This is a genomic window from Halanaerobium saccharolyticum, from assembly GCF_004362045.1.
In the GTDB taxonomy this organism is placed as follows: Bacteria; Bacillota; Halanaerobiia; order Halanaerobiales; family Halanaerobiaceae; genus Halanaerobium; species Halanaerobium saccharolyticum_C.
In genome coordinates this window covers 45,861-71,438 of record NZ_SNWX01000015.1, presented here as the reverse complement: position 1 = coordinate 71,438, position 25,578 = coordinate 45,861, and the positions used below count along the sequence as shown (strand labels likewise).

The 25,578-nt window shown below is 36.8% G+C and carries 19 protein-coding genes and 1 tRNA gene; 2 read left to right on the top strand and 18 right to left on the bottom strand.

The genetic code is table 11. The annotated features are described in order from the left end of the window. Positions 1-80: 80 nt before the first annotated feature. From DFR79_RS09980 to adhE, 3 genes are all read right to left on the bottom strand, one after another. Positions 81-1,703, bottom strand: coding sequence for a [Fe-Fe] hydrogenase large subunit C-terminal domain-containing protein (locus DFR79_RS09980; protein ID WP_243727769.1), 1,623 nt, complete (start codon positions 1,701-1,703; stop codon positions 81-83). After that, positions 1,654-1,902 carry a (2Fe-2S) ferredoxin domain-containing protein gene (locus DFR79_RS09975; protein ID WP_133515344.1) on the bottom strand — a complete coding sequence of 83 codons (249 nt, stop codon included), beginning with the start codon at positions 1,900-1,902 and terminating at the stop codon, positions 1,654-1,656. The genes DFR79_RS09980 and DFR79_RS09975 overlap by 50 nt, the downstream gene beginning before the upstream one ends. 175 nt (positions 1,903-2,077) lie before the next feature. After that, complete coding sequence (adhE, locus tag DFR79_RS09970) at positions 2,078-4,672, bottom strand: bifunctional acetaldehyde-CoA/alcohol dehydrogenase (protein WP_133515343.1); 2,595 nt, start codon at positions 4,670-4,672, stop codon at positions 2,078-2,080. 410 nt (positions 4,673-5,082) lie between these two features. Between adhE and hflX the strand changes: the two genes are divergently transcribed. Continuing rightward, positions 5,083-6,312, top strand: a complete 1,230-nt coding sequence (hflX, locus tag DFR79_RS09965) for a GTPase HflX (RefSeq protein WP_166638027.1) — start codon at positions 5,083-5,085, stop codon at positions 6,310-6,312. A gap of 46 nt (positions 6,313-6,358) precedes the next feature. Here hflX and hslO read toward each other — a convergent pair whose 3' ends face one another. The 10 genes from hslO to DFR79_RS09915 all read right to left on the bottom strand — a co-directional run bounded on the left by hslO (position 6,359) and on the right by DFR79_RS09915 (position 17,563). After that, a complete protein-coding gene (gene hslO, locus DFR79_RS09960) occupies positions 6,359-7,318 on the bottom strand; it encodes an Hsp33 family molecular chaperone HslO (protein WP_133515342.1) in 960 nt (319 codons plus the stop codon). A gap of 111 nt (positions 7,319-7,429) precedes the next feature. After that, complete coding sequence (locus tag DFR79_RS09955; protein ID WP_133515341.1) at positions 7,430-7,720, bottom strand: hypothetical protein; 291 nt, start codon at positions 7,718-7,720, stop codon at positions 7,430-7,432. After that, positions 7,721-8,419, bottom strand: a complete 699-nt coding sequence (locus DFR79_RS09950; RefSeq protein WP_133515340.1) for a 2-phosphosulfolactate phosphatase — start codon at positions 8,417-8,419, stop codon at positions 7,721-7,723. Positions 8,420-8,493: 74 nt separating this feature from the next. After that, positions 8,494-10,800, bottom strand: a complete 2,307-nt coding sequence (gene recJ, locus DFR79_RS09945; protein WP_133515339.1) for a single-stranded-DNA-specific exonuclease RecJ — start codon at positions 10,798-10,800, stop codon at positions 8,494-8,496. Between the two features lie 11 nt (positions 10,801-10,811). Then, positions 10,812-11,138 carry a hypothetical protein gene (locus tag DFR79_RS09940; RefSeq protein WP_208107527.1) on the bottom strand — a complete coding sequence of 109 codons (327 nt, stop codon included), beginning with the start codon at positions 11,136-11,138 and terminating at the stop codon, positions 10,812-10,814. A gap of 89 nt (positions 11,139-11,227) precedes the next feature. Beyond that, the gene (locus DFR79_RS09935) at positions 11,228-12,025 is read right to left on the bottom strand and encodes a PD-(D/E)XK nuclease family protein (RefSeq protein ID WP_133515338.1); all 798 of its coding nucleotides are present in this window, start codon (positions 12,023-12,025) and stop codon (positions 11,228-11,230) included. Beyond that, positions 12,026-14,248 carry an ATP-dependent helicase gene (locus tag DFR79_RS09930; RefSeq protein WP_133515337.1) on the bottom strand — a complete coding sequence of 741 codons (2,223 nt, stop codon included), beginning with the start codon at positions 14,246-14,248 and terminating at the stop codon, positions 12,026-12,028. A gap of 2 nt (positions 14,249-14,250) precedes the next feature. After that, positions 14,251-16,230 (bottom strand): UvrD-helicase domain-containing protein, encoded by a 1,980-nt coding sequence (locus tag DFR79_RS09925; protein ID WP_133515336.1) that lies wholly within the window; start codon positions 16,228-16,230, stop codon positions 14,251-14,253. Between the two features lie 97 nt (positions 16,231-16,327). Continuing rightward, complete coding sequence (locus tag DFR79_RS09920; RefSeq protein ID WP_243727768.1) at positions 16,328-16,816, bottom strand: DUF456 domain-containing protein; 489 nt, start codon at positions 16,814-16,816, stop codon at positions 16,328-16,330. 276 nt (positions 16,817-17,092) lie between these two features. Beyond that, positions 17,093-17,563 (bottom strand): redoxin domain-containing protein, encoded by a 471-nt coding sequence (locus DFR79_RS09915; RefSeq protein ID WP_133515334.1) that lies wholly within the window; start codon positions 17,561-17,563, stop codon positions 17,093-17,095. 158 nt (positions 17,564-17,721) lie between these two features. Between DFR79_RS09915 and DFR79_RS09910 the strand changes: the two genes are divergently transcribed. Then, positions 17,722-17,798 (top strand) — tRNA-Pro (locus tag DFR79_RS09910). Positions 17,799-17,953: 155 nt separating this feature from the next. Here the strand turns inward: DFR79_RS09910 and DFR79_RS09905 are convergent. From DFR79_RS09905 to ppdK, 5 genes are all read right to left on the bottom strand, one after another. Beyond that, positions 17,954-19,357 carry an NAD(P)/FAD-dependent oxidoreductase gene (locus tag DFR79_RS09905; RefSeq protein WP_133515333.1) on the bottom strand — a complete coding sequence of 468 codons (1,404 nt, stop codon included), beginning with the start codon at positions 19,355-19,357 and terminating at the stop codon, positions 17,954-17,956. Between the two features lie 205 nt (positions 19,358-19,562). Further along, positions 19,563-20,822 (bottom strand): hypothetical protein, encoded by a 1,260-nt coding sequence (locus DFR79_RS09900; RefSeq protein WP_133515332.1) that lies wholly within the window; start codon positions 20,820-20,822, stop codon positions 19,563-19,565. 71 nt (positions 20,823-20,893) lie between these two features. Beyond that, the gene (locus tag DFR79_RS09895) at positions 20,894-21,199 is read right to left on the bottom strand and encodes a YerC/YecD family TrpR-related protein (protein ID WP_133515331.1); all 306 of its coding nucleotides are present in this window, start codon (positions 21,197-21,199) and stop codon (positions 20,894-20,896) included. A gap of 23 nt (positions 21,200-21,222) precedes the next feature. Beyond that, complete coding sequence (gene guaA / locus DFR79_RS09890; RefSeq protein ID WP_133515330.1) at positions 21,223-22,761, bottom strand: glutamine-hydrolyzing GMP synthase; 1,539 nt, start codon at positions 22,759-22,761, stop codon at positions 21,223-21,225. 190 nt (positions 22,762-22,951) lie between these two features. Further along, a complete protein-coding gene (gene ppdK / locus DFR79_RS09885) occupies positions 22,952-25,576 on the bottom strand; it encodes a pyruvate, phosphate dikinase (RefSeq protein ID WP_166638026.1) in 2,625 nt (874 codons plus the stop codon). Between the last annotated feature and the right edge of the window lie 2 nt (positions 25,577-25,578).

Genomic DNA, 25,578 nt, shown 5'->3' with positions numbered 1-25,578 from the left:
CATTTTGAATATTTTTATTATAATTAAAATTAGTGGTGATCTATTACTATTTACTTACATTTTATGGTAACTATCATATTTTATTTGACGTTATCTTCCTGTTCACTAATATCGGTTAAGATTCCAACTATAACTTTATGCTCTCTGAGAGCAAAAATAGTTTGATCAACTGTAATACTTCCATTTTTATAAGAACATTTTTGATGAATCAGCCGTTGATTGAGATTCCATGTTTTCTGAAAACTGCTGCTGTCCATAAATTTATCTAGTTTCATACCCTGAAGTTCTCTATTTTTCTGGGTAAACAATTCTTTAGCTACAGGATTAAATTTCTGGATTTTCATCTGATCATTAACTACTATTATTGCATTATGTGACGATTCAACTATGATTTGGGACAGCGATTCAGCTCTTGATTTCATATATGGAATACACATTTTCTTTTCTGCAAAACCATGATAAACTGCCGCTGCTTTTTCCCGGCAGCTGGAATAGCCACAGCCACCACAGTCTTTTTCTTCTTCTTTCTTTTCTTTAGCAATCGAGGCTAATATTTTTCTAATTTCGGACTCCGGCACCTCTGGTAGAGACATTTTTTTACTCTTATGTCTGCGCCTAAATGATATTTCATTTATAGATTTTTCATTTTTTAATGATTGATCTTTTTTATAATTATTTTGTTTACTGAATGACAGATAATTATGTACTTCCAGTTCTTTTAAGGGAATACTTAAGTCATTGTTTATTGCTGGCCCATTAATACACCCTCCTGAACAGGCCAGAAGTTCCACTAGTTCAACTTCGATTTTATCTTTATCCTTTTTAAAATCCTCCAGAAAATTTATTATGTTTTCTAATCCACTTAAGTGTAGGGCTTTATTACCACAACCAGGATCTGCTTTAAGAAGATCAGCTGCCTTAACTGCCCCTCCAGAGAGGGCATAATCTGCAGTTAAATGAGTTGCTGGGAGATCAACTTCGGCTGAATCAAGCTCTGAAATTTTAATACCTTTCTTTTCTAAAAAAAATCTCAGATGTTCAAAAGTAATTACAATATCCGGTCTGTAATCTCTCCTTTTTTCATTTTTGCTTTCTTCTATTTTGGCCAGACAGGGCCCAATAAAAATAACCCTGGCAGAATCAAACTTATTCTTTAACTCAGCAGTCTGCAGCATCATTGGAGAAAGTACTGGTGCCAGCTGCGGCAGCAATTTCGGATAATGTTTTTCCATTAAATTTACAACTGCCGGACAGCAGGAAGTTATGAGAGTGCTGTTCATTTTTTCTCTTTCCTTTTTAAATTGTTTAACAACTCTGGCCGCTGCCTCTGCAGTTTCTGCTATGTAATCAAAACCAATCAATTTTAAGGCCTGAATCAGCTGCCCTGGTTTAAGATCAGGAAAAGCAGCCACAAAAGATGGGGCAATAGATGCTATTAAATAACTATCTGATTCTAAAAAAGCTTCTAATTTCTTTTCTTCAAATAAAGCGCTTTTTGCTCCCTGGGGACAGGTTTTAATACAGTTACCACAATAAATACACTTTTCTTCAATAATAAAAGCCTGACTATCTTTAAAACCAATTGCTGCAACCGGACATTCTCTCAGACATTTATGACAATCTTTACAGCTGGCTGGTTTTACAATTAAAGTATCATTCATTCTGATCAGACAGTAAATGCTTTTTAAAAATTTCCCTTGCATTCTCTTTATTAACTGCCGCTATTTTTTGTTTATTAATTTCTATATTAACACCCTCAGTACAGTTACCCTGACAAAAACTGCCGGAAATTTTGATGTCTTTTAAATTATTTTTTTCAATTTCTTCTTTAAAAATTTCTATTACTTTTTCTGAACCTTTAAGATGACAGCTGCTGCCGACACAAATAATAACTTCATTCATTATTAATCCTCCCCTATAATATTTATTTGAATTACAAAATTAAAGATAAAACCATGTTTATTATTTTTTGAAAATTAGAAAACATCTGCTTTATACGATATTCTGAATCACAAAAAGATGCTCTGGGGAGAGCATCTTTCTGCATAGAGTATATTTTAGCATTTGGGCAAATTTATTATAAATCTCCTTTAAATGATTTCTGGTAAAGCTCTTTGATTTCAGAAATCAGCGGGTAGCGTGGATTTGCTGCTGTACACTGGTCATCAAAGGCTAATTCGGAGATTTTATCAACTTTTGAGTTAAACTGTTCTTCAGTTACTCCTGCATCCTTAATTGCTGCAGGAATATCTAACTCTGCTTTCAGCTTGTTAATAGCATCTATTAAGAGATCAACTTTCTCATCTGGAGTCTTTCCCCCGAGTCCAAGGTGATCTGCAATTTTTGCATATCTAATCTTGGCTCTAGGATATTTATACTGCGGGAAAGACGCCTGTTTAACAGGTTTATCACTGGAATTATACTTAATAACATTGTTAATTAAAAGCGCATTTGCTAATCCATGTGATAGATGGAAAGCAGATCCTAATTTATGAGCCATTGAGTGACAGACTCCTAAAAATGCATTGGCAAAGGCCATCCCGGCAGTTGTGGCTGCATAATGAATCTTTTCTTTCGCCTTCCGCGCATCTGCTCCACCATGATAGGATTCCGGTAAATATTTAAAGATTAATCTAATTGCTTCTAAAGATAAACCTCTGGTATATTCACTGGATAAAACCGAAACATAGGCCTCAATAGCATGAACTAAAGCATCTATTCCAGAATGTGCTGTCAGGGTTTTAGGCATTGAAAGCACCAGATCTGGATCAACAATTGCCATATTCGGAGTTAGCTCATAATCTGCAATTGGGTATTTAATACCTGTACTATCATCTGTGACTACTGCAAAAGGTGTAACTTCTGACCCGGTACCGGAGGTAGTTGGAATAGCAACTAATTCTGCTTTGTTCCCGAGTTCAGGGAATTTATAAATTCTCTTTCGGATATCCATAAAGGTCATTGAAAGTTCCTTAAACTCTGCCTCTGGATGTTCATATAACAGCCAGGCAATCTTTGCCGCATCCATCGGTGAGCCACCACCAAGAGCAATTATTAAATCCGGTTTGAAACTCTGCATCTGTTTAACAGCTTTTCTGACCATTGAAATTTCTGGATCTGGTTCAACATCTGCAAAAACTCGATAATCAACACCATATTTATCAAGTTCGTCAGTTATTCGATCAGTATAGCCCATTTTAGCCAGCGGTTTATCGGTCATAATAAAAGCTCGTTTTTTATCCTTTAATTCTGCCAGAGCAGAAGGTAGGGCACCATATTTAAAATAGATATTTTCAGGTACTTTAAACCAGAGCATGTTTTCTTTTCTTTCTGCAGTTGTTTTAATATTCATTAGATGTTTAACCCCCACGTTTTCACTGACTGAATTCCCACCCCAGGATCCACAACCTAAAGTCAATGATGGTTCCAACTTAAAGTTGTAAATATCACCAATCGCGCCCTGAGATGAAGGCATATTAACTAAAATTCTACCTGTTTTCATCTGCTGACTAAAATAATCTTTTCGCTCATCATTAATTCTGTCAGTGTATAAAACGGAGGTGTGGCCAATTCCGCCAAATTTAACTAATTCTACTGCATTTGCAACCGCATCCTTAAAATCAGATGCTTTATATAAAGCCAGAGTTGGCGATAACTTCTCATAGGAGAAGGGTTCCTGGCTGCCAACTTCTTCTACTTCTGCAATTAATATTTTAGTATCCTGTGGCACATTGACTCCTGCCATTGCCGCAATATCATGAGCACTCTGCCCTACAATCTTAGAATTTATATGTCCATCAACAAGCAGCAGCTCTGAAAGCTTTTTCCGCTCAGAATTATTTAAAATATAAGCTCCTCGATCAACAAATTCTTTTTTCACTTTATCGTATACCTCGTCAACTACTGTTACCGACTGTTCGGAAGCACAGATAACTCCATTATCAAAAGTTTTGCTCATTAAGATTGAACTAACTGCCATTTTTAAATGTGCAGTTTCATCGATTACTGCCGGTGTATTTCCTGCTCCCACTCCAATCGCTGGTTTACCTGAGGAATAGGCTGCTTTTACCATTCCCGGACCACCAGTCGCCAGAATCATACTTACTTTTGGGTGCTGCATTAAATGCTGAGACAATTCAATTGAAGGTTGGTCAATCCAGCCAATAATATTTTCTGGAGCTCCTGCTTCTACCGCGGCTTCCAGAATCGTTTTAGCTGCCTCAATTGTGCATTCTCTGGCCCCTGGGTGTGGTGAAAAAATAATAGCATTTCTTGTTTTCAAAGAGATAAGTGATTTAAAAATTGTGGTTGAAGTTGGATTAGTAACCGGAACAATACCAGCAATAATTCCAATCGGTTCTGCAATTTTCTTGACACCATGAGCAGTATCCTCTTCTAAAACACCACATGTTTTTTCGTCTCGATACTTATTATATATATATTCTGATGAAAAGTGATTTTTGATTACCTTATCCTCTACAATTCCCATTCCTGTATCCTCAACTGCCATCTTGGCCAGCTGAATTCGCTGGTCATTGGCAGCTATTGAAGCTCTTCTAAATATCTCATCAACCTCTTTCTGGCTGTACTGAGCATATTCCTCCTGGGCTGCTTCCACCTCTGCAATCAGTTGATTAAATTCTTCCACATTACTAACATTTTTAATCTTCATTAATTATCCTCCTTCTGGACTTATAAAGTTATTGTGAAGATTATAACAAGACAAATTAAAAAATATATTCAGCTAAATTACAAATAGTTAATTTCCTATTCCATCAGTCTTTTTGGGTTATTAACTTAACTGACACTTATAGAATAACATGCAAGAATGATTATTTCAAACAGATAAGTGTTTAATTTCACATTATAAATAGGATTTAAATTTGATTAGCTCTTAAATACTACATTAGATCATATAAATTCTTAGATTTAACCGGCAATCGCTACTTAAGTTTTTAAATTTTTAAAAAAATGTTATAATAAGTTGTAGAGAATGACAAACAAGAATTTTAACTGTTTTAAAATTTTTGAGGGGGAGATGGTATTATTAATAATAAGTTTGAAATAAATGAAAGTAATGACATGTATCAAATAGAAGAAATGGAAGAAAAAGCTGTTCTGGTCGGTTTAACTGAAGGTGAACTAAAGGAACTGGAACTGCTGGTTGAGACTGCAGGTGCAGAAAGTATTTTAAAAATGACCTATCATGATCGTAAAATTGATCCTGCTTATTATATTGGTAGTGGTAAAGTTAATGAAATTAAGGAAGCTGCCGAAACTGTTGGGGCTAATTTAATTGTATTTGATAATGAACTCTCTCCCGTACAGCAGCGTAATCTGGAAGATAAAATTGAGATTAAGGTAATTGATCGTTCTCAGGTGATTTTAGATATTTTTGCCCGACATGCCCACAGCCGCGAAAGCAAAATCCAGGTAGAACTGGCCCAGCTGCAATACCGATTGCCAAGGCTGCAGGGGCGGGGAGTAGAGATGTCCAGACTGGCAGGGGGAATTGGTACCCGGGGCCCTGGTGAAACAAAACTGGAAGTTGACCGCCGCCGGATTGAAAAAAAGATCCACCGTCTGCAGGAAAAATTAAAAGAAATTAAGGCAAGTAGAGAGCTTCAGCGCAGCAGCCGCAAAGATCCACTGGCAGCACTTGTCGGTTATACAAATGCCGGCAAATCAACTCTGATGAACAGACTGGCCGGAGCAGATAGCTATACTGCCGATAAACTATTTGCGACTTTAGATTCTACCATGAGACAGCTGGAACTGCCTGTAGGACAAAATGTTATTTTAAGTGACACAGTAGGTTTTATCAGCAAACTACCTCATCAGCTGGTAGCCTCCTTTAGAACCACCCTGGAGGAAGTAGAAAATGCTGATATTATACTGCATTTAATTGATGCCTCAAATTCGGAAATGGAAAAAAATATGCGGGTGGTAAATAATGAAATTAGAGAACTGGTAGATCCTGACTGTAGAATTATCAAAGTTTTTAATAAAATTGATTTAATTGAAGAATCCAGACTTGATGACTTAAAGATTATTTATCCGGAGGCCCTCTTTATTTCAGCGCTAAAGGGGATCAACACTGACTCAGTAATAGAGAAGTTAAACAGGATTATCAGTGAAGAAATGGTTGAAGTAGAATTAGACCTCCCTTACTCGGAAGCCGGCTGGGTAGAAAAGATTCACAATACAGCTAAGGTCTATGAAGAAGAATATCAAAAAAATAATATCTATATCAAAGCTCTGCTGCCTCAGACTACAGCAGCAAAGTTAAATAAGTATCGCAGAGAGGTTTAACTCTCTGCTTTATTTTTATTATCTATTATTTACCAGCTTTTATTTACTAGCTTTCTTTATTTTTTTCATTATCGTTTTCCTTTTCAACTACAATTTGATCAGTATCAACTTCCGGAATATTCTTTTCCTCTGCTTCCAGATCAGCAAGCAGTTCTTCTACTTCCTCTTTCTCAAAAGTATAGGTGTTATTACAGAAATGACAGCGAACCTCAATCTTACCTTCTTCGGCCAGAGTTTCTTCGATATCATCTTTACCAAGCCCTGCTATTAATTCATAACTTCTTTCTCTGCTGCAGCGGCATTTAAATTTAACATCTTTCCGGGCCATTATTCTATAATCCAGATCCCCCAGCAGTTCTTCCAGTAATTCTTCTGGAGTCATTCCCTCTTCAATTAGTCTGCTGACCGAACTTATCTTTTCCAGATTATTTTCCAGCATATCGATTGTTTCCTCAGAAGCATCCGGTAATAATTGAATAATAAAACCACCAGCAGCCTTAACACTGAGATCTGTATCTACCAGAACCCCCAGTCCCACTGCAGAGGGCACCTGTTCGGAAGCAGTGAAATAATAGGTTAAATCTTCTCCTATTTCTCCCGAAACCAGGGGTACACTGCCTGTATAGGGTTCTTTCATCCGCATAATTTTTGTCAGAGAAAGTTTTCCTGCCCCAACTGCCTTTGCTACATCAAGTTTGCCGGAGTCAGTCTGATATAAATCCAGATTTGGATTCTGGATATATCCCCTTACTTCTCCCTCCTGATTTGCATCTGCTACAATTTTACCGGCTGGACCGGTCCCTTCGATCTTTAGAACTATCTCATCTCCAGATTTAACTAAAGATCCAGTCAATAAAGCACCGGTAATTACCCGGCCCAGTGCTGCAGTTGCCACAGGTGTGGACTGGTGTCTCTCCTGAGCTTCTCTGACAACATCAGTCGACTTAACTGCCAGAGCTCTAATTTCCTTGTTGGTAGTTATTGCTCTTATTAAATAATCATCCATTATATAATCTCCTCCAGATTAATTAACTTCAAAATATATTGACTTCCTCAATTATCCATACATTATTTTATTAAACTGAGCTCTAAAGTCAAATTATTTTATTTTCCTTTTTTATCCTTCACTAATAGTAAAAAAGGTATTAAAAATCCCTAAATATTTAATCTCAGTATCTGATTTTTCTAAAGTGAAAATACTAAAAAACACATAATCATTAACTTCTGTCTGCAGTTCCAGCATCGGTGCTGCAATGGCTCCTTCAAAAATTCTTTCTATATCACTTTCTGCGTCAGAACGAATTTCTGCCACACCCCAGTTGATAAATTCCTCTCGCGAAGGATTGGTAACTGCTGCTAATAATAATACAGCCAGAACAATAACCAAAACTATTATTGATTTTCTCATTTAGTCCACCTCTTCCATTTTTAACTGATAAATATCAGTGTCTATCTTTAACGCCTTTATCACAAAATCAAATTTGTTTATCTTTAAACAGTATTCAAAATCCTCTTTCGGCATCTCTGACTGAGTTTCTTCTCTAAAAAATCTATCTCCTGCCGGACTCCGCAGCCGGCTTTTAGTCTCAGCTTCACTCAAAGTTGTTTTACCATTTAAAAGTTTCATTAATTCCTGAGCATATAGATTATCCTCATCTGCTTCTGTAACCCCATTATTGCCCATAGCTACCAGAGAAACAAGTCCCGGCTTCCTGGCTTTAATAAATTCTGCAGCTGCCCTGAGATTAACAAAACTTCCGGTTATAATCTGATCGGCATTTTCAGCAGCAATGATTCCTCTGGTACCTGCACTGGTACTTAAAACAACTTCCCTGCCGGCAAAACTAGACTGAGAAATAAAGTAGGGAGAATTATTGTAGTCAAAACCTTCTACTTTGATTCCTCTTCTTTCTCCAACCAGAACCGGGTTATCTAGTTCCTGCTGTAATTTTCTTGCTGTTTTAACTTTGCTGACAATAAAAATCTTTTCAGCCTGACTGGCAAAAAGATAGGCTGCAGTTGTATAAGCCCTAAAAACATCAATAATTACTGTTAATCCTTCTGCTTTAGCCGCACCTTCTAAAAACTTTAAAGTTTTAATTTTCATCTTTTCACTTCCCTAACTAGTTACTTTGATTTTAATACAGATTTCAGTTTTGTGATGTTAAATGATTACCTGAATTAAGATTTGCCTGAAAGCAGGCTTTTATTCAACATATTTTCTATTTTATCTGCTGGCTTATTATTAATAAATCTTCTAAACGCAGAACTTTCTTTTAAAAGTTTGGCCAAATTTCTTCTGCTTAAATTTGCTTTTCCTCGATCTTTAGTTCCACCTCTGCTGATTAAAAGTTCCTGGTAGGAAATATATTCAAAACTAATCACTGCCTGAGCTCGCAAAAACTCTAAACCTCTTTTAATTGTTATCTCTTTAACTCCCAGAGCCAGAGCTGCCTGTTCAAGTTTAAAAACACCATTTTTCTGCTGCAGACTATATTTAATCATAGCTAGAAGACTATTAATAAAATTATTTATACTTGATACCTGATTTTCATTATTAACTAAAATTAATTTTTTAACTCCTGTTAAAAGTATAATTTCTTTTAGAATAGCTAAAGAAGGAGGAATCGTAAGCAGGACCAAATTTTCTGCCTCTCGATAGTAGTTGCGATTAATTAAAGGATATAGATCATATTCTGCTAAACCTTCAGCAAAATAGACAGTATTTTCTGCTCCCGCTTCCAGCTGAGATGTCTGCTTTTGGCGCCAGTCTAAAATCTTAAGTTTATTTTTCTGCTCCAGAGGGCTTGCTTCTTTTTTGCTTTTTTCTTTCAGGGGTGCCAGAGCTTTAATTTCAAGCTGCAGACTCCTATTGCCCCGATAAATATTTTCTGTAAGCCTGCAGGCACTCTGCTGCCGGTAATTATTTTCTGTTTCTCCAGCCCACCACCAGAGAGCTGTAATTTTTTTCTCTTCTGATCCTAAAACCAGACGCTTATGTCTGCCGGCAGAAATCTCACGGCTGCTTAAAATATCACTTTCTAGATAAAAAAGTGGTTCTGGATTGCCCTCTCCAAAGGGTGCAAAAAGGCGCAGCCCCTGATAAAATTCTTCTGTAATTTCCGAAATTTTTAAATTTAAATCTGTTTCAATTTCCCGTTCTGAATCTAGTTTTTCTAACTCCTGATCAATTAAGCGCTGCAGTCTTAATTTGAATTTTTCCAACCTGTCTTTTTTTAGTGAAAATCCCGCTGCTGCAGCGTGACCGCCGTGCTTTTCCAGGAGATCAGTACACTCAGCAATTAAATTGTTGATATTAATACCTTCTATTGAACGGGCTGAGCCTGTAATCAGATCGCTCTGTTGATTGGAAGTCATCAAAACCGCCGGTACCTGATAATTTTCTGTAATTCTACCGGCAGCAATCCCAATTACTCCCTGATGCCAGTCAGAATCATAGCGTACCACAGCCTGTTTCTGCTGAGGATCAAGCTCCTTTTCTATTTCCTGATAAATTTTCTGGCTTATCTCCTTGCGATGTTGATTGATCTGTTTTAATTCTGCTGCCAGACCAGCTGCCTGATCTTTGTTTTCTGATAGTAATAATTTCAAACCCTTCTCTGCATTATCAATTCTACCAGCAGAGTTTAATAATGGTCCAATTTGAAAACCTAAAGTTTTTTCGTTGATCTCCAGAGGGTTAATCTCCAGCTCATTATAGAGCGCCTTAAGTCCTATTCGCTGCGTATGTTTAAGTTTTTTTAAACCTGTTTTAAATAAATAGCGGTTCTCTCCTTTGAGGGGTACTACATCTGCTATGATTGCCAGCAATAAAAGATCTAAAAAATCACTTTCTTTACCTTTTTTTCCTGACTCTGCAAAAATTGCTTTAATTAAAAAATAGGCCATCCCGGCTCCCGGCAGCCAGTAACCCTGATGATCTTCAGGCAGCAGACGGGGGGAGATTACATAATTTGCCGGCGGCAGTTCCTCAGGTAAATCATGATGGTCAGTTACAACAAAGTCCATCCCGGCCTCTCTGGCAAATTTAACTTCATCATAATTGCTGATTCCACAATCACAGCTGATTACCAGGTCAATTTTCTCTTGATAAGAGGCCAGAACCTCCTGATTGAGCCCATAACCCTCTTTAAAACGATCAGGTATGTGATAGCTGATCTGATCACTCAAACGGCTTAATGCCCCAACCAGGATAGAGGTAGAGGTTATTCCATCAACATCATAGTCACCATAAATTAAAATTTGACTCCCTTTTTGAATGTGTTCCAGAATAAAATCTGCAATTTCCATTATCTGTGGAAAATCTCTCAACTCAAGTGGGGAATACTGTTCTGGCTCCACAAACTCAATTAATTTAGCTTTGGTATCCAGACCCCGCTTCTGGGCCAGACAGGCCAGCTGCTGGCTGCCTAAATATTCGCTTAATTCTTTTTTGGCTTTACAGTTTTCTGCTTTTTTTATTCTCATGCCTGCCCCTTTCATTCTCTATATTTAAATAATATATCTGATTCCAGATAACGAAAATATCTTTTTTTCTTGTCTTTAAGCTCGCGGCTGCCAAAAAAGAAGATAGAAAAAGCCTCCCAGAGAAAAACCCAGCCCCCGACAAATAATCCTTCCATTAATAATGAAATCAAAAGTGATAGATCTTCACTTTCGGGAATTAAATAGGCTGTAATTAAAAATGTAATCCCCATTAAAATATAAGTCATAATTTTTTTGTTATTTTGCTTTAAATCCTGGTTAATAAAAAAGAGTTTCATTCTAAAATTATTTTTAATAGTAGCGCTGGAATCAGCCTCCATTTTTTCGTCTTTTTTGCTCTCAGGTAGATAAAAGCAGAGCTCCACCTTATCTTAAAAATTATTAAGTACCATCTTATAGAATTATTTTTTTAAAACTCTATTTCTTCTACTGCTTCCCAGTCAAGATTTAAATCTAAATCTTCTTCAATTATTTCTTTACTTTCTGTTTTTTTTCCTCTGCAGATCGGCCGGTATTCGCAAAATCTGCATTTATTTAAATCATCTGTGAGAGGAAATTCTTCTTCAGTTAAAATCTCAGTAATTAATTTTTTGAAATAATTCCTATCTTGATTAAACTTATCCTGAGTGTAGTTAATCTGAATACTCTGATCCGGATAGCGAGGATTCCAGTAGCTAAGACCCGGCATCTGCTGCAGCTTATAATCTGCGGCAAAATAATCATAACCTGCTTCATACAAAAGGTATAAATAAAAACGGCTCTGCATAGAATTTTCAATATCCTTTTCGTACAGGCTTTTTTTATCTGTTTTCCAGTCAAATATGATAAATTTACTCTGTTCTTGATCATATTTTAAAAGATCATATTTGGCCAGTAATTTTAAATTATTTTCCTGAAAGCGCAGTTCCTGTTCTGCAGAAACTACATTATCTGCCGGACAAAAAGTTTTTAATCTATTTAACCAGGACTGCAGCAGCTGATTTGAACTAAGTACAGTTTCTCCCAGAGTCTGACTGTAATATCTTTCTGCTAATAGGTGAAACTGACTTCCCTGTTTTAAATCATTTTTAACTTCCTCATTCATTCCCCATTCTGCCGGCCAGTAAAGCCCATCAAGATAACGATAACGAAAACGGCGGCGGCAGTCGTTAAAAATAGAGAGAGCAGACTGAGAAAAATAAAGATCTTTTAAGTTATTAACTGCCATTTATTTATCCTCCCCGCTATTAATCCTGCCTTGAGTTTCCTCTTTCTTTTCTGCAATGAATTTTTCTAAAGAACTGAAAATAAATGCCGGCTCCTTATCCCATTTCCCCCGCTTTTGATGAGTACTTAAAAATAGATTTCTGCGAGCCCTGGTAATTCCGACATAAAGCAGACGGACTCTTTCGGCAATTAATTCCTGTCTGGCTTTATGGTCTGCATTGCGTTCTTTTTTTTCATTTAAAATGAACTCTAATTCTGCTCTGGCAGAAGCTTTAGGGTTTTTGATTTCTTCATTTAAATAAAATTTTTCTCCCATAAAATAATCATCATTATCATGCTGAAAATGACTTGAGGTCAGACTTCCGATAAAAACAGTATCCCACTCCATTCCCTTGGCTTTATGCAGAGTGGAAAGTGTTACCTGATCTGGTTTAGCTTCAAAGCCTTCCATTTCGGTTAAAGTCTCGGCAAACTGTCTGATCCGATCTCTAATTTCCGGCAGTTCTGCTGTTAACTGATCCAGTCTCCAGGCCGGATTTTCTTTTAAAAGTCTGCCAAATTCCAGAGCCAGATTTTGAGCAAGTGCCAGTTTTTTTCCTGTCAGCTCAATTCGTTCAGCCAGAAATAAGACCAGTTCGTCTGGAGGCAGTTCCATTGAAGCTTCAAGCCAGCCCTGAACTTGAGTTAAGCTTTTAAAAAACTGATCAAAACCATCTTTTTTTCTAAACTCAAGCTCAAAATTATCTCTATTTAAACCTGAGAGGGGAAAAATAAGTTCCTGATTTTCTTTTGCTGCCAGAGCTTCTTCCAGGAGCTGGTTTAACACTTCTCTTTCTCTACCAAAAACTTCAGCAAAAAGAAGTTTTAAATTATCTGAGGAAGCAGGAGAAGTTAAAAACTTTAAAATAACCTCTAATTCCGTCAAAAAAGCATCCCGGGAACTGCTGCCGGCAAGCTGAAAATCTCCTCCCAGAGCATTGATCTCTCTTGCTATTTCTTCCAGCTGCCAGCCGGTAGGCATCAGCACTGCTGTAGTTTGTTTATTATTTTCTCTGGCTTTGCGCAGAGCCTGTCTGGCTATAAATTTTTTTTCCGTTTTCCAATCCTTAAATGCCCGACTTCCGATTCTATAACCCTCAACTTCCGGATTTGGTGAAGGATCATCTGCTGCAGTCGGTTTAATATACTTCTCTTCCAGAGGATCAATATCTCTTTCAGAAAATTCTTCCTGGCTCCAGTCAACCAGATAATTTGCCAGATCAATAATATCTTGAGTACTGCGGCTGGAAACTGCCATAGTTTCCACTTCAACATCTTCTCTGCGGCAGTAGCTGCGGAAAATATCAGGATCTGAAAGGGTAAAAGTTCCTGTGATTGCCTGGTTGCTGTCTCCAACTCGAACTAAGTTATTGTTTTTCCCCGCCAGTAGATAAAGCATTTCCTCCTGTGCCTGATTGGAATCCTGAGCTTCATCTTCAAAAACAAAGGCATACTGAGCGGCAATGCGCTCGGTAAATTCCGAATCATCTTTAAGCAGTTTTAAACTCTGCTGAACCAGATCATCAAAATCCAGTAAACCTGCCTGAGCCATCCGAAATTCGTATTCCGAAAATATTTCTGCTGCTGGAGTTAAAATATTGGCTGGTTTGAGGCTAGAATACTTAACCATATTTTTTAGTTCTTCTCCCTCGAGCAGCTTAAGTTTAAAATAAGAAATCATGGAGGCTACATAAGCCGGAAAATCATCTTCTTTCCATTTTTTTAAGTACTTATCAAACTGGTAGCTGTTTTTATCCAGATTAAAAAACTGCTGTAACAAATTGCTGTTTTCTCCCGCCCATTTACGGCATAAATCTTTGATCCAGCGGTAGCGTCTGCCGGATTCAATTAATTCAAAATCCTGATTAATCAATCTGGCTTCCGGCTTTTCTTTGATAATTCCCAGGGCAAGTGAATGCAGGGTTTTAACACTATACCCCCGACTCCGGGGCAGTCCTTTCTCTGCCAAAAAGTCTCCAATTCTTTTGCGAAAATTAGCAACTGCTGAGTTCATATAGGTTACTATTAATATTTTTTGATCATTATCTAATTCAGAGGCAATTAACTCTGCTGCCAGATGAGCAAGAACTGTTGTCTTACCTGCACCTGGTACTGCAGGAACAGCAAGCTGTCCACCTCGATACTCTAGAACTTCTTTCTGTCCGGCTCTCGGTTTAAAATCCATCCTTACTCTCCTCTCACATCAAGCCAGCGATAAAGTGGGCCTTCCTGTTCTTTACCACTGCTGTTTAGAAAACTATCTGCTATATAAATTCCTTTTTTTACTTTATAAATTAAACTAATCAAAAAATCACTGAGCTGGTTTAAGCGGATCTTTTGATCAAGCTGATCATCCCAATTATTTACCTGCTGCCACTGTTCGGTATAAATATAGGGATTAACTAATTCTTTTGCAATACTCTGCATCCAGTCACTGCTTGAAATATCGAGCAAAAACAAATAATCAACACCTGCTAACTCAGGTGAAAACAAAAATTTGTAAGGAGAAGCCAGGATCACTCCCGCCTCTTTTTCCTGACCCTTAAACAGAGTTTCGGCAGCCAGGGTTCCCTCATAAATCATATTAATATAACGCTCACTTAAATCATCTTTTTGATGATGAAAGTTTTCCACCGCCTGATGAAAACGAGCAACTGATTCTATCATCTGTCTGCAGGCAAAAATATCTTCCTGCGAAGGATCTAAAGGTGCCAGAACTTCACTGAAAACGAGCTGAAAGAAGACCTCGATTTCTAATTGTTCTTCTTTTTTATCATGCAGCCAGTCTTTTAAATAATCATATTTTTCTGCTGCCTGAAAATTAATTTTTTCTCTTAAATCCGAATCATCAAGATCAATCAACTCCATACCTGAAGCTGCAATCTCTTCTGCCAGAATATAGGAGCGCAGTGGATCAAGTTCTAAAAGCAGGGAGAGAGCCTGCTGCAGAGAAGAAACTCCAACTATGTTGGTCCGCTCACAGTGAAACAAATATAATATTAATAAGGCTCTGGCAAAAGGGATATCAATCAAACGCTTTGAGCGGTTAAAATTACTTAATTGATAGCCATTTTTTTCTAAGATCTGCTGCAGACTGAAACTTAATACCTTATCAATTTTAGGCGAAATAACTGCTATCTGGTCAGCTTCAACTCCCTTTTTTAAGAGAGAAATAATTTTTTTTCCTACCTTAATTAACATTTCTCCTCTTAATTCACTGTCTATTTCTTCTAATAAAAGTGATGACTGAACTAAATTTGATTTTCTTTCCTGAACCACAGACTTTATTTCCGCAGCTAACTGGCTGCTGGCTTCTGCTGCAGTATAATTTTCTTCTATTTTTACTATTTCCGCCTCTGAATCAAAAAAACGCTTTTTAGCCGCAGCCGGATTTCCACCAAAAAAACGGTTAAAGCCCCCACTTTCATTAAAAGTAAAGATTCCTTTAATCTGTGCTTCAGTTAATGTTTTAATCAATTCCTGACCAGCAGGAATCATCTTCTCCAGATCATCTACCAGCAGATAATCATATTTATTATTTAAGTTTTCTAGATATTCCTGGTCTGGCAGCAGATATCTGTTAAATAAAGTTACTGCGGCAGAATAATCAAATAAACGGTAGTTTAACGAAAAGTTTCTAAAAGTCTTCATAATTTCAATTGACTGCTCCGCATATTCTTTTCTCTCTTCCTCATTTTGAGTCCAGCTGAGCAGTCTCTGTTCAAGTTCTTCGAAATCAAGCATATTGAAAGCCGCCAGATTTAAATTATCAATCAGCTGGACTGCAATCTGTACCGGTCTGGCTTTAATACTGCGAAAATAAGATTTATCTTTTCTGTATTTAGCTACATAATTACTCATTAAAAAATGAGATGTTTCGATATTCATAAAAGTTGGCTCAATCACCTGATTGGCTCCGCTGTAATTTCTTTCCACAGCCGGCCAGTGTTTATTTAACTGCTGGTTGACAAAACCAAAGTATGTATAAATATTTAGGTTACCCAGCATTTTCAAATCTATTTCTTCCCGAAACTGGCTGACAGAACGGGCTGAATTTAAAAATAATAATATTTTTTCACTACCTCTGTCAGCAGCAAGCTGCTGGTATTCTGTTTTCAATCTTGTTGTTTTACCACTGCCAGTACTGCCGCTGTAAATTTTATACATCTGCCAGCCTCCCTCACTCAAAATATCAATATATACTAAATTTTTCTTTATTTCCTTTAATTTCCTTTAATAAATATGCTCTGAACCTAATTTATATTTAATATATTTCAATAAAAAACCAGATCATCAAAAAAATCTGCATCCCCAATCGGGAGGCCGTACTGGCTACAAAAGCAAAAATACTGCTGATAGCTAATTTAAAAGAATTACTTTTATTTCTACTCTGCCAGTATTCAGCAATAAAAATTAAAACAAAAGGACCGATTATAAAACCCAGGGGTCCTAAAAAAATTGTTCCTACAATCATTCCTACAACTGCAGCCATAATTGTCCTATTACTGCCGCCCCGTTTTTTTATAAAATAAGCATTGGCCAGATAATCTGCCATAAATACAACTACTGTAAGCAGAACTGCCCCTGTCCAAAAATAAGGGGAATAACTAATATCAGTTTTTATTAATCTGTATAAAATAACCGCGGCCCAGAAAAAAACTGAGTCAGGCAGCACCGGTAAAAATATTGCTGCAATTTCCACTGCAAATAAGATCAAGACCATAATAATTAAAAAAATCTCCAAAATGACCACTCCTAAATTATTGTCAGCTTTGAGCTGTTAACTTTAAATTTTAATAGTACTACCAGAACTCAGACTACAAAATAGATTTCCCTTAATTATTTAACTAAATTTAATTATAACACAAGTTACAAAGAGCAAGCAAAAAACCCTGTTCTTAAAAACAGGGCATTTACTCGCTCTTAAATATAATTATTTAGAATAGATTAGTTGTGAACTTTTCACTCTATTACTGAATAACATTTAAAACTATAAAGTTATTCCAGCCAATTATAATTAATTTAAAGTTTAAGCATTATCAGCTACAGCTTTTAAAACTTCATCAATATCAGGTAATTCTGGAACCTCATATTCTTTGGCCCAGAGAATTTCTCCCTGATCATTTACTAAAATATTAACTCTACCTGAAATTCCTTTTTTCTTGATGAAAATACCTAGTTTGGTAGCTAATTCTCCATGGGGCCAGAAGTCAGATACAAGTTTTAAGTTTTCTAAACCTAAAGTATCTGCCCAGGCGCTTTTGGAGGGAACAGGGTCAACACTGATTCCCAGAGGGACAGTGTTATTTTTTTCGAATTCTTGATAATTATCTTCTAATTCCTGCATTTGATTACGGCAGACACTGGTCCAGGCTAAAGGGTGAAATGAAAGCAGTACATTTTTACCCTCAAATTTGTCTAATGTTACTTCTTCTTCATTCTGATCTACCAATTTAAATTCCGGAATTTTTTCGCCTTTGTCAAATTTTAAAAATTTCATTTTTTATACCTCCTGTTAAAAATATTAAAACTTTAACTCTCAACTTGATTTAATTGTACAGTTGCTGAGAATAAATATCAAGTGAAAATTTAACAATTACTGAGATAATTTTGCTTTAGTATTTTTTGAAATTATGATATAATATCTTATGTTATTAGCTGGCTGTGGCGCAGCTTGGTAGCGCGCTTCGTTCGGGACGAAGAGGTCCGGGGTTCAAATCCCCGCAGCCAGACCATTTTATTTACAAAATTTATTATTTTCTTTAAAATATAGAAAAGCAATAAAGCTCACTTACTGTCTTTAAACAGAGTGAGTCTTATTGCTTTTTTGTTTAGTTTACACTTTTAAGTATTCACTTTTAAATATAACTAAATATAACTTTTTAGCTAATTAGTTATCTGCTTTTAACTTTTCCATTATTGAGCGGGCAATTACTATACCTGAGACTGAAGCCTGCATTAATCCTCTGGTTATACCTGCTCCATCACCTCCGAAAAATAGGTTTTCCACCTTGCTTTCCAGATTATCTTTAACATCAAGTCTGGAAGAGTAGAATTTAACTTCTACTCCATAAAGCAGAGTATCCCGTCCATAAATTCCCGGAGTAATTTTATCTAAAGCCTTCAACATTTCAATAATTCCTGTAAGATGTCTGTGCGGCAGGACCAGAGATAAATCTCCCGGAGTTGCATCTTTTAGCGTCGGTTCGGTAACTGAACGCTTTAATCTTTCTTCAGTAGTTCTCCGACCTTCAAGCAGATCCCCCAGTCTCTGCACTAAAACTCCTCCAGCCAGCATATTGGCAAGTTTAGCTATATCTTTACCATAAGTAATTGGTTCATGGAAGGGCTCAGTAAATGTTTTACTGACCAGCAGGGCAAAATTTGTATTGTGAGTCTTAAGATCGGAGTGACTGTGACCATTAACGGTAATCAAACCCTGATTGTTTTCACTAACAACTTCTCCATATGGTGACATACAGAAAGTTCTTACCTTATCCTCAAAAGTTGGGGTATGATATATTAATTTTGATTCATATAAATTATCAGTCATATATTCTGTTACTGCAGCCGGGCATTCCACTCTAACTCCTATGTCAACAGGGTTAATTGCTGTCTCAATCTCTAATTTTTTAGCCTGGTTGGTCAGCCATTCTGCATTTTCTCTTCCGGCAGCGGTCATTACAAAATCAGCTGTAATTGTATCACCCTCAGCTGTTTCTACTGCTTTAATTTTATCATTTTCTACAATAAATTTCTTTACATTGACTCCAAATCTAACTTCGACACCCTTTTCTTCTAAGTAATCCTGCATATTCTGTAAAACTACCTGACTGTAGCCGGTTCCTAAATGTCTTAAACTGGCAGGGATAAATTTCAATTCAGCTTTAACGGCTTTTTTTCTTATTTCATTCTGTTTATCTTCGGCAACTCCAAAAACTCTATCCGGGGCGCCAAATTCCATATAAATATCATCTGCATAAGAAATATTATCAATCAGCTGCTGTCGCCCAATATAATTTTCCAGGTTTCCCCCAATATCAGGAGAAAGCGAAAGTTTCCCATCACTATAAGCTCCAGCTCCACCCCAGCCTGATACTATTGCACAGCTGGGACAGTTAACACAGCCCATGCCAGGGTTTTCCTTCATTGGACAGACCCTTCTTTCCAGATTAGTTCCTTTTTCTAAAATTAGAATATCTAAGTCTGCTTCTTTTTTTACAAATTCCATCGCAGTAAATATTCCAGTCGGTCCAGCACCAATGATAATCACATCATAATCTTTTTTACTCATTAATTTTTAAACCTCCAGGTTTTTAAAATAAAGTCTAAATATTATTTTTTAGACAAACCAATACTATAGTTTCTAGACCAGAGTTGAAATTCCTGCTTTTAATTTAAATTTTTCAAAATAAAAAACCGACCTTTAATCAAAAATGACTAAAGATCGGCAGTTTAATTTATTGATTTTATCTTGTTTTATTTCTGATCAGTATTAATTAAAACCCAATTAAAGTAGAAATTCCAAACTTAAGACCTTTAGCACTATCACTTATTGCCATTAGATCAGAAATACCTACATTAATTTTGAAATTATCGCTGATATTAATACCCATTCCAGCTGCCAGCTCAACATCTTCTCTTAAAGAAGAATAATTAACACCTAAACGCAGTGGAATAAATTTAGTTTTTCTGAATTCACTACCTAAAGCATAGATATTATCATCCTGGCCGCCATCATAACTTACACGCGAATAATCAGCATAAAGAACAGTGTTTTCACTAAATTCTTTTTTGATACCTAATCTATAGACACGTGGAAGCTGATAAGTGATTTCGCCAGCTTCTCCACTTAACTGACTTTCTGTTAAAGTATCATTAGTATTGGTTTCTGTTGTTGCTTCATATCTTGTTCCATCAATAACAGAACTATCAGCTGATAATTCTCCAATATTCATTGCACTGAAGGCAAAAGTATAATCTCCCCCTGTTTTCATTGACAGACCAAAATCAAATGCATTTCCTGTTGCTTCACCATCTTCTGAATGATTTTCATAAAACTCAGCATCTGAAGTGCTATATTCTACATATGGATTATTAGGATCATTATCATTTACTGTTGCAGTAATAGTTCCTCCACCAGAAAATTTATAAATCTCTCCTTCTAAATGATGGTAAGTGGCTCCAAAATATAACCCTTCTACATTTTGAGAGTTATTAGACCAGTCTTTAAAAATCTCACGGGCATAACTTAAAGATACATCAGCTGTGGCAGCTGCTCCACCTCCGCTTTCACCAAAATCAACCGTAATTGATCCTTTGTCTCTTAAAGCAGCAAGACTTATTTCTGGAGTATCACCTGTCAAAATCTCAGCTGCATCACTATCTGTTTCCAGCATTCCCTCTGCTCTTCCATTAACAGCCAGAGCAAAGTTTTTGTAATAAAACTGAGTTCCAAAAGCACTTCTTCCGGCTAAAATTAAATTCTCACCGGTTAGCTTGCTTTCAATCTCATCTTCAGTAAATTCACTATTCTCAAAAACATTATTCCAGACAGAAAAACCAAAGTTTGCCTTTAAAGCAAAATTGTTTTCTCTTAAAGCCAGTCCAGCCGGATTGGAATAATAGGCTGCCTCACCTGTCATAGTAGAAAAGTTATCTCCCATCCCAATTGCTTCAGCATCAAGTGCTGCAGAAGCGGTGAATGCTGTTGCAAAAATGATTGTAATAGTTAGTAAAAATAATATTGTTTTCTTCATTTTCTTCCCCCTTGATTTTTTATTTATTATCAAAGAAAAAAGCCCGGAATGAGCTTTTTTCTTAATAATTATTAATTATTTGAATTACTGTTTTCTTCCAGACGGGCCAGAATCAGATTATAGCCATCTTCACCGTATTCCAGAGAGCGCTTAACCCGACTGATAGTTGCGGTACTGACTCCAGTTTCAGCAACAATATGATCGTATGTATAACCTTCTTTCAGCATTCTGGCTACTTCAAGCCTCTGACCCAGGGCTTTTATTTCTCCAATAGTAGCTATATCCTGAAAGAAATTATAACATTCCTCTTTGCTTTCAAGCATTAAAATTGCTTCAAATAGCTGTTCAGTAAATTTATCCTTTATATTTCGGGACAAAGTTTACACCTCTTTCCTGGATATTACTCCCATTCTATTGTTCCCGGTGGTTTTGATGTAATATCGTAAACAACTCTATTTACTTCTTCCACCTGATTAACTATTTTATTAGAAATTGACTGCAGTACCTCATAGGGTAGACGAGCCCAGTCTGCTGTCATAGCATCATCACTATTTACAGCTCGTAAAATAATCGGATAACCATAGGTTCTTTCATCACCCATAACTCCAACACTCCTGAGATCAGGAAGAACTGCAAATGACTGCCAGATATCACGATAAAGTCCTGCTTCTTTTATTTCTTCCTGCACAATTGCATCAGCACTTCTTAAAATTTCTAATTTATCCCAATCAACATCACCAATGATTCTGATTGCAAGTCCTGGACCGGGGAATGGCTGTCTCCAGACAATTTCTTCCGGTAAACCAAGAACTTCACCAATTTTTCTAACTTCGTCTTTAAATAAGAAATGTAATGGTTCTACAAGTTCCAGATTCATCTCTTCCGGCAGCCCTCCCACATTGTGATGACTTTTAATTGTTGCTGCCTTATCTGTTCCACCACTTTCTATAACATCAGAATAAATTGTTCCCTGAACTAAGTAACGAACATCGGATAATTTTTCAGCCTCTTCGTCAAAAACCTTAATAAACTCATCACCGATAATCTTTCTTTTTTCTTCTGGATCTTCAACTCCAGCCAGTCTGTCCAAAAATCTCTTTTTGGCATCTACATAAATTAAAGGAATATTAAATTCCTCACCAAAAGTTCTTTTAACCTGTTCAGCTTCACCTTTGCGCAGCAGACCGTGATCAACAAAAATACAGGTTAGCTGATCTCCAATCGCTTTATGGACAATAGCTGAGGCAACTGCAGAATCAACTCCTCCAGAAAGGCCACAGATTACTTTACCCTGTCCCACCTGTTTTCTAATTTTCTCAACTTCTTCGTTAATATAATCCGCCATATTCCAGTCGGCTTTAAGATCTACAATTCTGAATAAAAAATTGTGGAGGATTGTTTTTCCCTGGATAGTATGATTAACTTCGGGATGAAATTGGACTCCGTAAAAATCTCTTTTAAAATCAGCCATAGCAGCCACGGCAGTTATCTCCGTTTTAGCAATCACTTCAAAACCTTTAGGCAGCTCTTTTACATGATCACCATGGCTCATCCAGGCCTGAGAGTGGTTTTCTATCTCTTTAAATAATTTTTTCTGGCTAAAAATTTCTAAATCTGCTTTACCATATTCACCCTGTTCTGCTTTTTCTACATGACCGCCTTCTAAGAGCTGAGCCATTAACTGCATCCCATAACAAATACCCAAAATAGGAATCCCCAGCTCAAATACACCCTGATCAACACCGGGAGCACCTGGAGATGTTACACTATCCGGTCCACCTGAAAAAATTATAGCAGCTGGATCAATTTTTTTAATTTCATCCAGCTCAATATCATGGCCTCTAATCACAGAATATACATTAAATTCTCTCACTCTTCTTGCAATCAATTGGCTGTACTGACCGCCAAAATCAAGAATCAATATCTTATCGTAATCCATCTAATTCCCCTTCCGCTTTTATTTAATAAAGTATACAGTGGATTTGCTGTCTTTGTCAAGGGTTCTGCGGCTAGATAAAATATTTTTTTGATTTAAATATTTAAAACTCCCTCCTGATATATAGATAAACAGGAGGGAGTTAAGTTTATAAGCAGTTATTAGCTTATAAACAGAGCTTCATATTTAACAGTTAATCATTTTTTAATGCAGCCTGGGCTGCAGCCAGACGTGCAATTGGCACTCTATAAGGTGAGCAGGACACGTAATTCAAACCTGTTCTGTGGCAGAACTCAACTGAAGAAGGCTCTCCACCGTGTTCACCGCAAATACCTAATTTAAGATCTGGTTTTTCCTGACGTCCAAGTTTAACTGCAGTTTCAACCAACTGACCCACACCTTCCTGATCTAGGACCTGGAAAGGATCTTTAGCAAATATATCCTGATCTAAATATTTACTGATAAACTTACCGGCATCATCACGAGAGAAACCATAAGTCATCTGGGTCAGATCATTTGTACCAAAAGAGAAGAAATCAGCATGAGCCGCAACTTTATCTGCAGTTAAAGCAGCTCTTGGAATCTCAATCATTGTACCTATACTATAATTAATTTTAACACTGGAATTTTCCAGGAGTTCTTCTGCAACTTCCAGAGCATCTTCTCTTAATATTTCTAACTCTTTAGCTGTACCAACAAGAGGAATCATAATATCTGCCTTTACATCATAGCCCTCTTCTTCTTTTACTTCCAGAGCTGCAGAGATAATTGCTTTAACCTGCATTTTATAAATCTCTGGATAGGTAATTCCCAGACGACAGCCGCGGTGTCCGAGCATCGGGTTCATTTCTTCCAATTCCCCAATAAGCCGCTTTAAATCATCTACTGGAACACTCAGCTGATCAGCCAGATTTTTGATATCTCTATCATTTTGCGGCAGGAATTCATGTAGTGGTGGATCTAATAATCTTACAGTTACAGTTTTATCCTCCATTACTTTAAAGATTCCTTTAAAATCTTCTTTCTGATAAGGGAATAGCTTATCTAAAGCTTTCTTTCGTTTTTTCTTGCTGTCAGCAACTATCATTTCCCGGACAGAAATTATTCTTTCACTGTCAAAGAACATGTGCTCAGTCCGGCAGAGACCAATACCCTCTGCTCCAAAATCGAGTGCTACTTCTGCATCATGAGGAGTATCCGCATTTGTATAAACACCCATTGTCCGATATTTATCTGACCATCTCATCAACATCTTAAAGTTTTCTGTTAAATGAGCATCTGTAGTTTCTACAACGCCAGCATAAACCTCACCTGTACTTCCATTTAAGGATATAAAGTCTCCTTCATTAAATACTCGATCATCTACAAAGAACTGTCTGGAACTTTCATCAACCTGAATATCTCCAGCACCTGCAACACAGCATTTACCCATACCACGGGCAACAACAGCTGCATGAGAAGTCATACCTCCACGAGAGGTTAAAATACCATTGGATTTAACCATACCTTCAATATCTTCAGGAGATGTTTCTTTACGAACCAGAATTACATCTTCACCATCAGCAGCAGCTTCAGCTGCATCTTCTGAATTGAAATAGATTTTACCTGTAGCTGCCCCGGGAGATGCTGCAAGTCCGGTAGCCAGCAGATCAGCTTTTTCTAATTCATCTTCTTTAAAGTTAGGATGTAATAATTGACTGATATCTTCTGGATCTATTCTCATTACTGCTGTTTCTTTATCAATTAACCCTTCTTCTTCCATATCAACCGCAATATTTACGGCTGCATCAGCAGTTCTCTTACCGGTTCTGGTCTGCAGTAAGTAGAGGTCACCCTCCTGAATAGTAAACTCAATATCCTGCATATCTTTGTAATGCTGTTCTAGAGTTTCAGTTACTTCTATAAATTCATCATAAACATCAGGCATCAGATTTTGTAATTCCTGAATATCTTTTGGAGTTCTGATTCCGGCAACAACATCTTCACCCTGAGCATTAAGCAGAAATTCTCCAAATACTTTATTTTCTCCAGTAGCAGGATTACGGGTAAAGGCAACACCTGTACCAGATTTTTCACCTATGTTACCAAAAACCATAGTTTGTACATTTACTGCAGTACCTAAATCATGAGGTATATCATTGTGATTTCTGTAAGAAATAGCACGGTTATTATCCCAGGAGCTAAATACAGCCTTGACAGCCATTAATAGCTGTTCTTCTGGTTTTTGTGGAAATTCTATGTCTTTTCTATTTTTAATTAAAGCTTTAAAATCTTTAATAATATCTTTTAGATCTTCAACAGTTAAATCAGTATCATTATCATAACCTTTTTCATCTTTTTTATCTTCAAGATAATTATCAAATTCATATCCGGGAATCCCCAGCACAACATTACCAAACATCTGAATCAAACGTCTGTAACTATCATAGGCAAATCGTGGGTTTGAAGTTTTCTTAGCAAGCCCATCTACACTTTCATCATTTAAACCTAAGTTTAAAATTGTATCCATCATACCGGGCATAGAGATTACAGCACCAGATCTAACAGAAACTAAGAGAGGATCATTGACATCACCAAATTCTTTGCCTACTTTTTCTTCTAAATCTTCCAGATGTTCAAAAATACTTTCTTTTAGGCTATCTTCTAACTTTTCACCAATTTCAATATAGTGAATACAGGCCTCAGTAGTTAGTGTGAATCCTGGAGGTACAGGCAGTCCAATTTTACTCATTTCAGCAAGGTTAGCACCTTTACCACCCAACAGTGACTTCATTTCCTTTTTACCTTCTTCAAAGGCATAAACATATTTCTTCAACAAAA

Excerpts from the sequence above, each read along its gene's own strand:
- DFR79_RS09935 (WP_133515338.1), bottom strand. The coding sequence starts at position 12,025 with ATGGCAGTTAATAACTTAAAAGATCTTTATTTTTCTCAGTCTGCTCTC.
- DFR79_RS09940 (WP_208107527.1), bottom strand. The coding sequence starts at position 11,138 with ATGGAGGCTGATTCCAGCGCTACTATTAAAAATAATTTTAGAATGAAA.
- adhE (WP_133515343.1), bottom strand. The coding sequence starts at position 4,672 with ATGAAGATTAAAAATGTTAGTAATGTGGAAGAATTTAATCAACTGATT.
- DFR79_RS09900 (WP_133515332.1), bottom strand. The coding sequence starts at position 20,822 with ATGAAGAAAACAATATTATTTTTACTAACTATTACAATCATTTTTGCA.
- DFR79_RS09905 (WP_133515333.1), bottom strand. The coding sequence starts at position 19,357 with ATGAGTAAAAAAGATTATGATGTGATTATCATTGGTGCTGGACCGACT.
- DFR79_RS09925 (WP_133515336.1), bottom strand. The coding sequence starts at position 16,230 with ATGTATAAAATTTACAGCGGCAGTACTGGCAGTGGTAAAACAACAAGA.
- recJ (WP_133515339.1), bottom strand. The coding sequence starts at position 10,800 with ATGAGAATAAAAAAAGCAGAAAACTGTAAAGCCAAAAAAGAATTAAGC.
- DFR79_RS09980 (WP_243727769.1), bottom strand. The coding sequence starts at position 1,703 with ATGCAAGGGAAATTTTTAAAAAGCATTTACTGTCTGATCAGAATGAAT.
- hflX (WP_166638027.1), top strand. The coding sequence starts at position 5,083 with ATGTATCAAATAGAAGAAATGGAAGAAAAAGCTGTTCTGGTCGGTTTA.
- DFR79_RS09955 (WP_133515341.1), bottom strand. The coding sequence starts at position 7,720 with ATGAGAAAATCAATAATAGTTTTGGTTATTGTTCTGGCTGTATTATTA.
- DFR79_RS09950 (WP_133515340.1), bottom strand. The coding sequence starts at position 8,419 with ATGAAAATTAAAACTTTAAAGTTTTTAGAAGGTGCGGCTAAAGCAGAA.
- DFR79_RS09930 (WP_133515337.1), bottom strand. The coding sequence starts at position 14,248 with ATGGATTTTAAACCGAGAGCCGGACAGAAAGAAGTTCTAGAGTATCGA.
- guaA (WP_133515330.1), bottom strand. The coding sequence starts at position 22,761 with ATGGATTACGATAAGATATTGATTCTTGATTTTGGCGGTCAGTACAGC.
- hslO (WP_133515342.1), bottom strand. The coding sequence starts at position 7,318 with ATGGATGATTATTTAATAAGAGCAATAACTACCAACAAGGAAATTAGA.
- DFR79_RS09915 (WP_133515334.1), bottom strand. The coding sequence starts at position 17,563 with ATGAAATTTTTAAAATTTGACAAAGGCGAAAAAATTCCGGAATTTAAA.
- DFR79_RS09975 (WP_133515344.1), bottom strand. The coding sequence starts at position 1,902 with ATGAATGAAGTTATTATTTGTGTCGGCAGCAGCTGTCATCTTAAAGGT.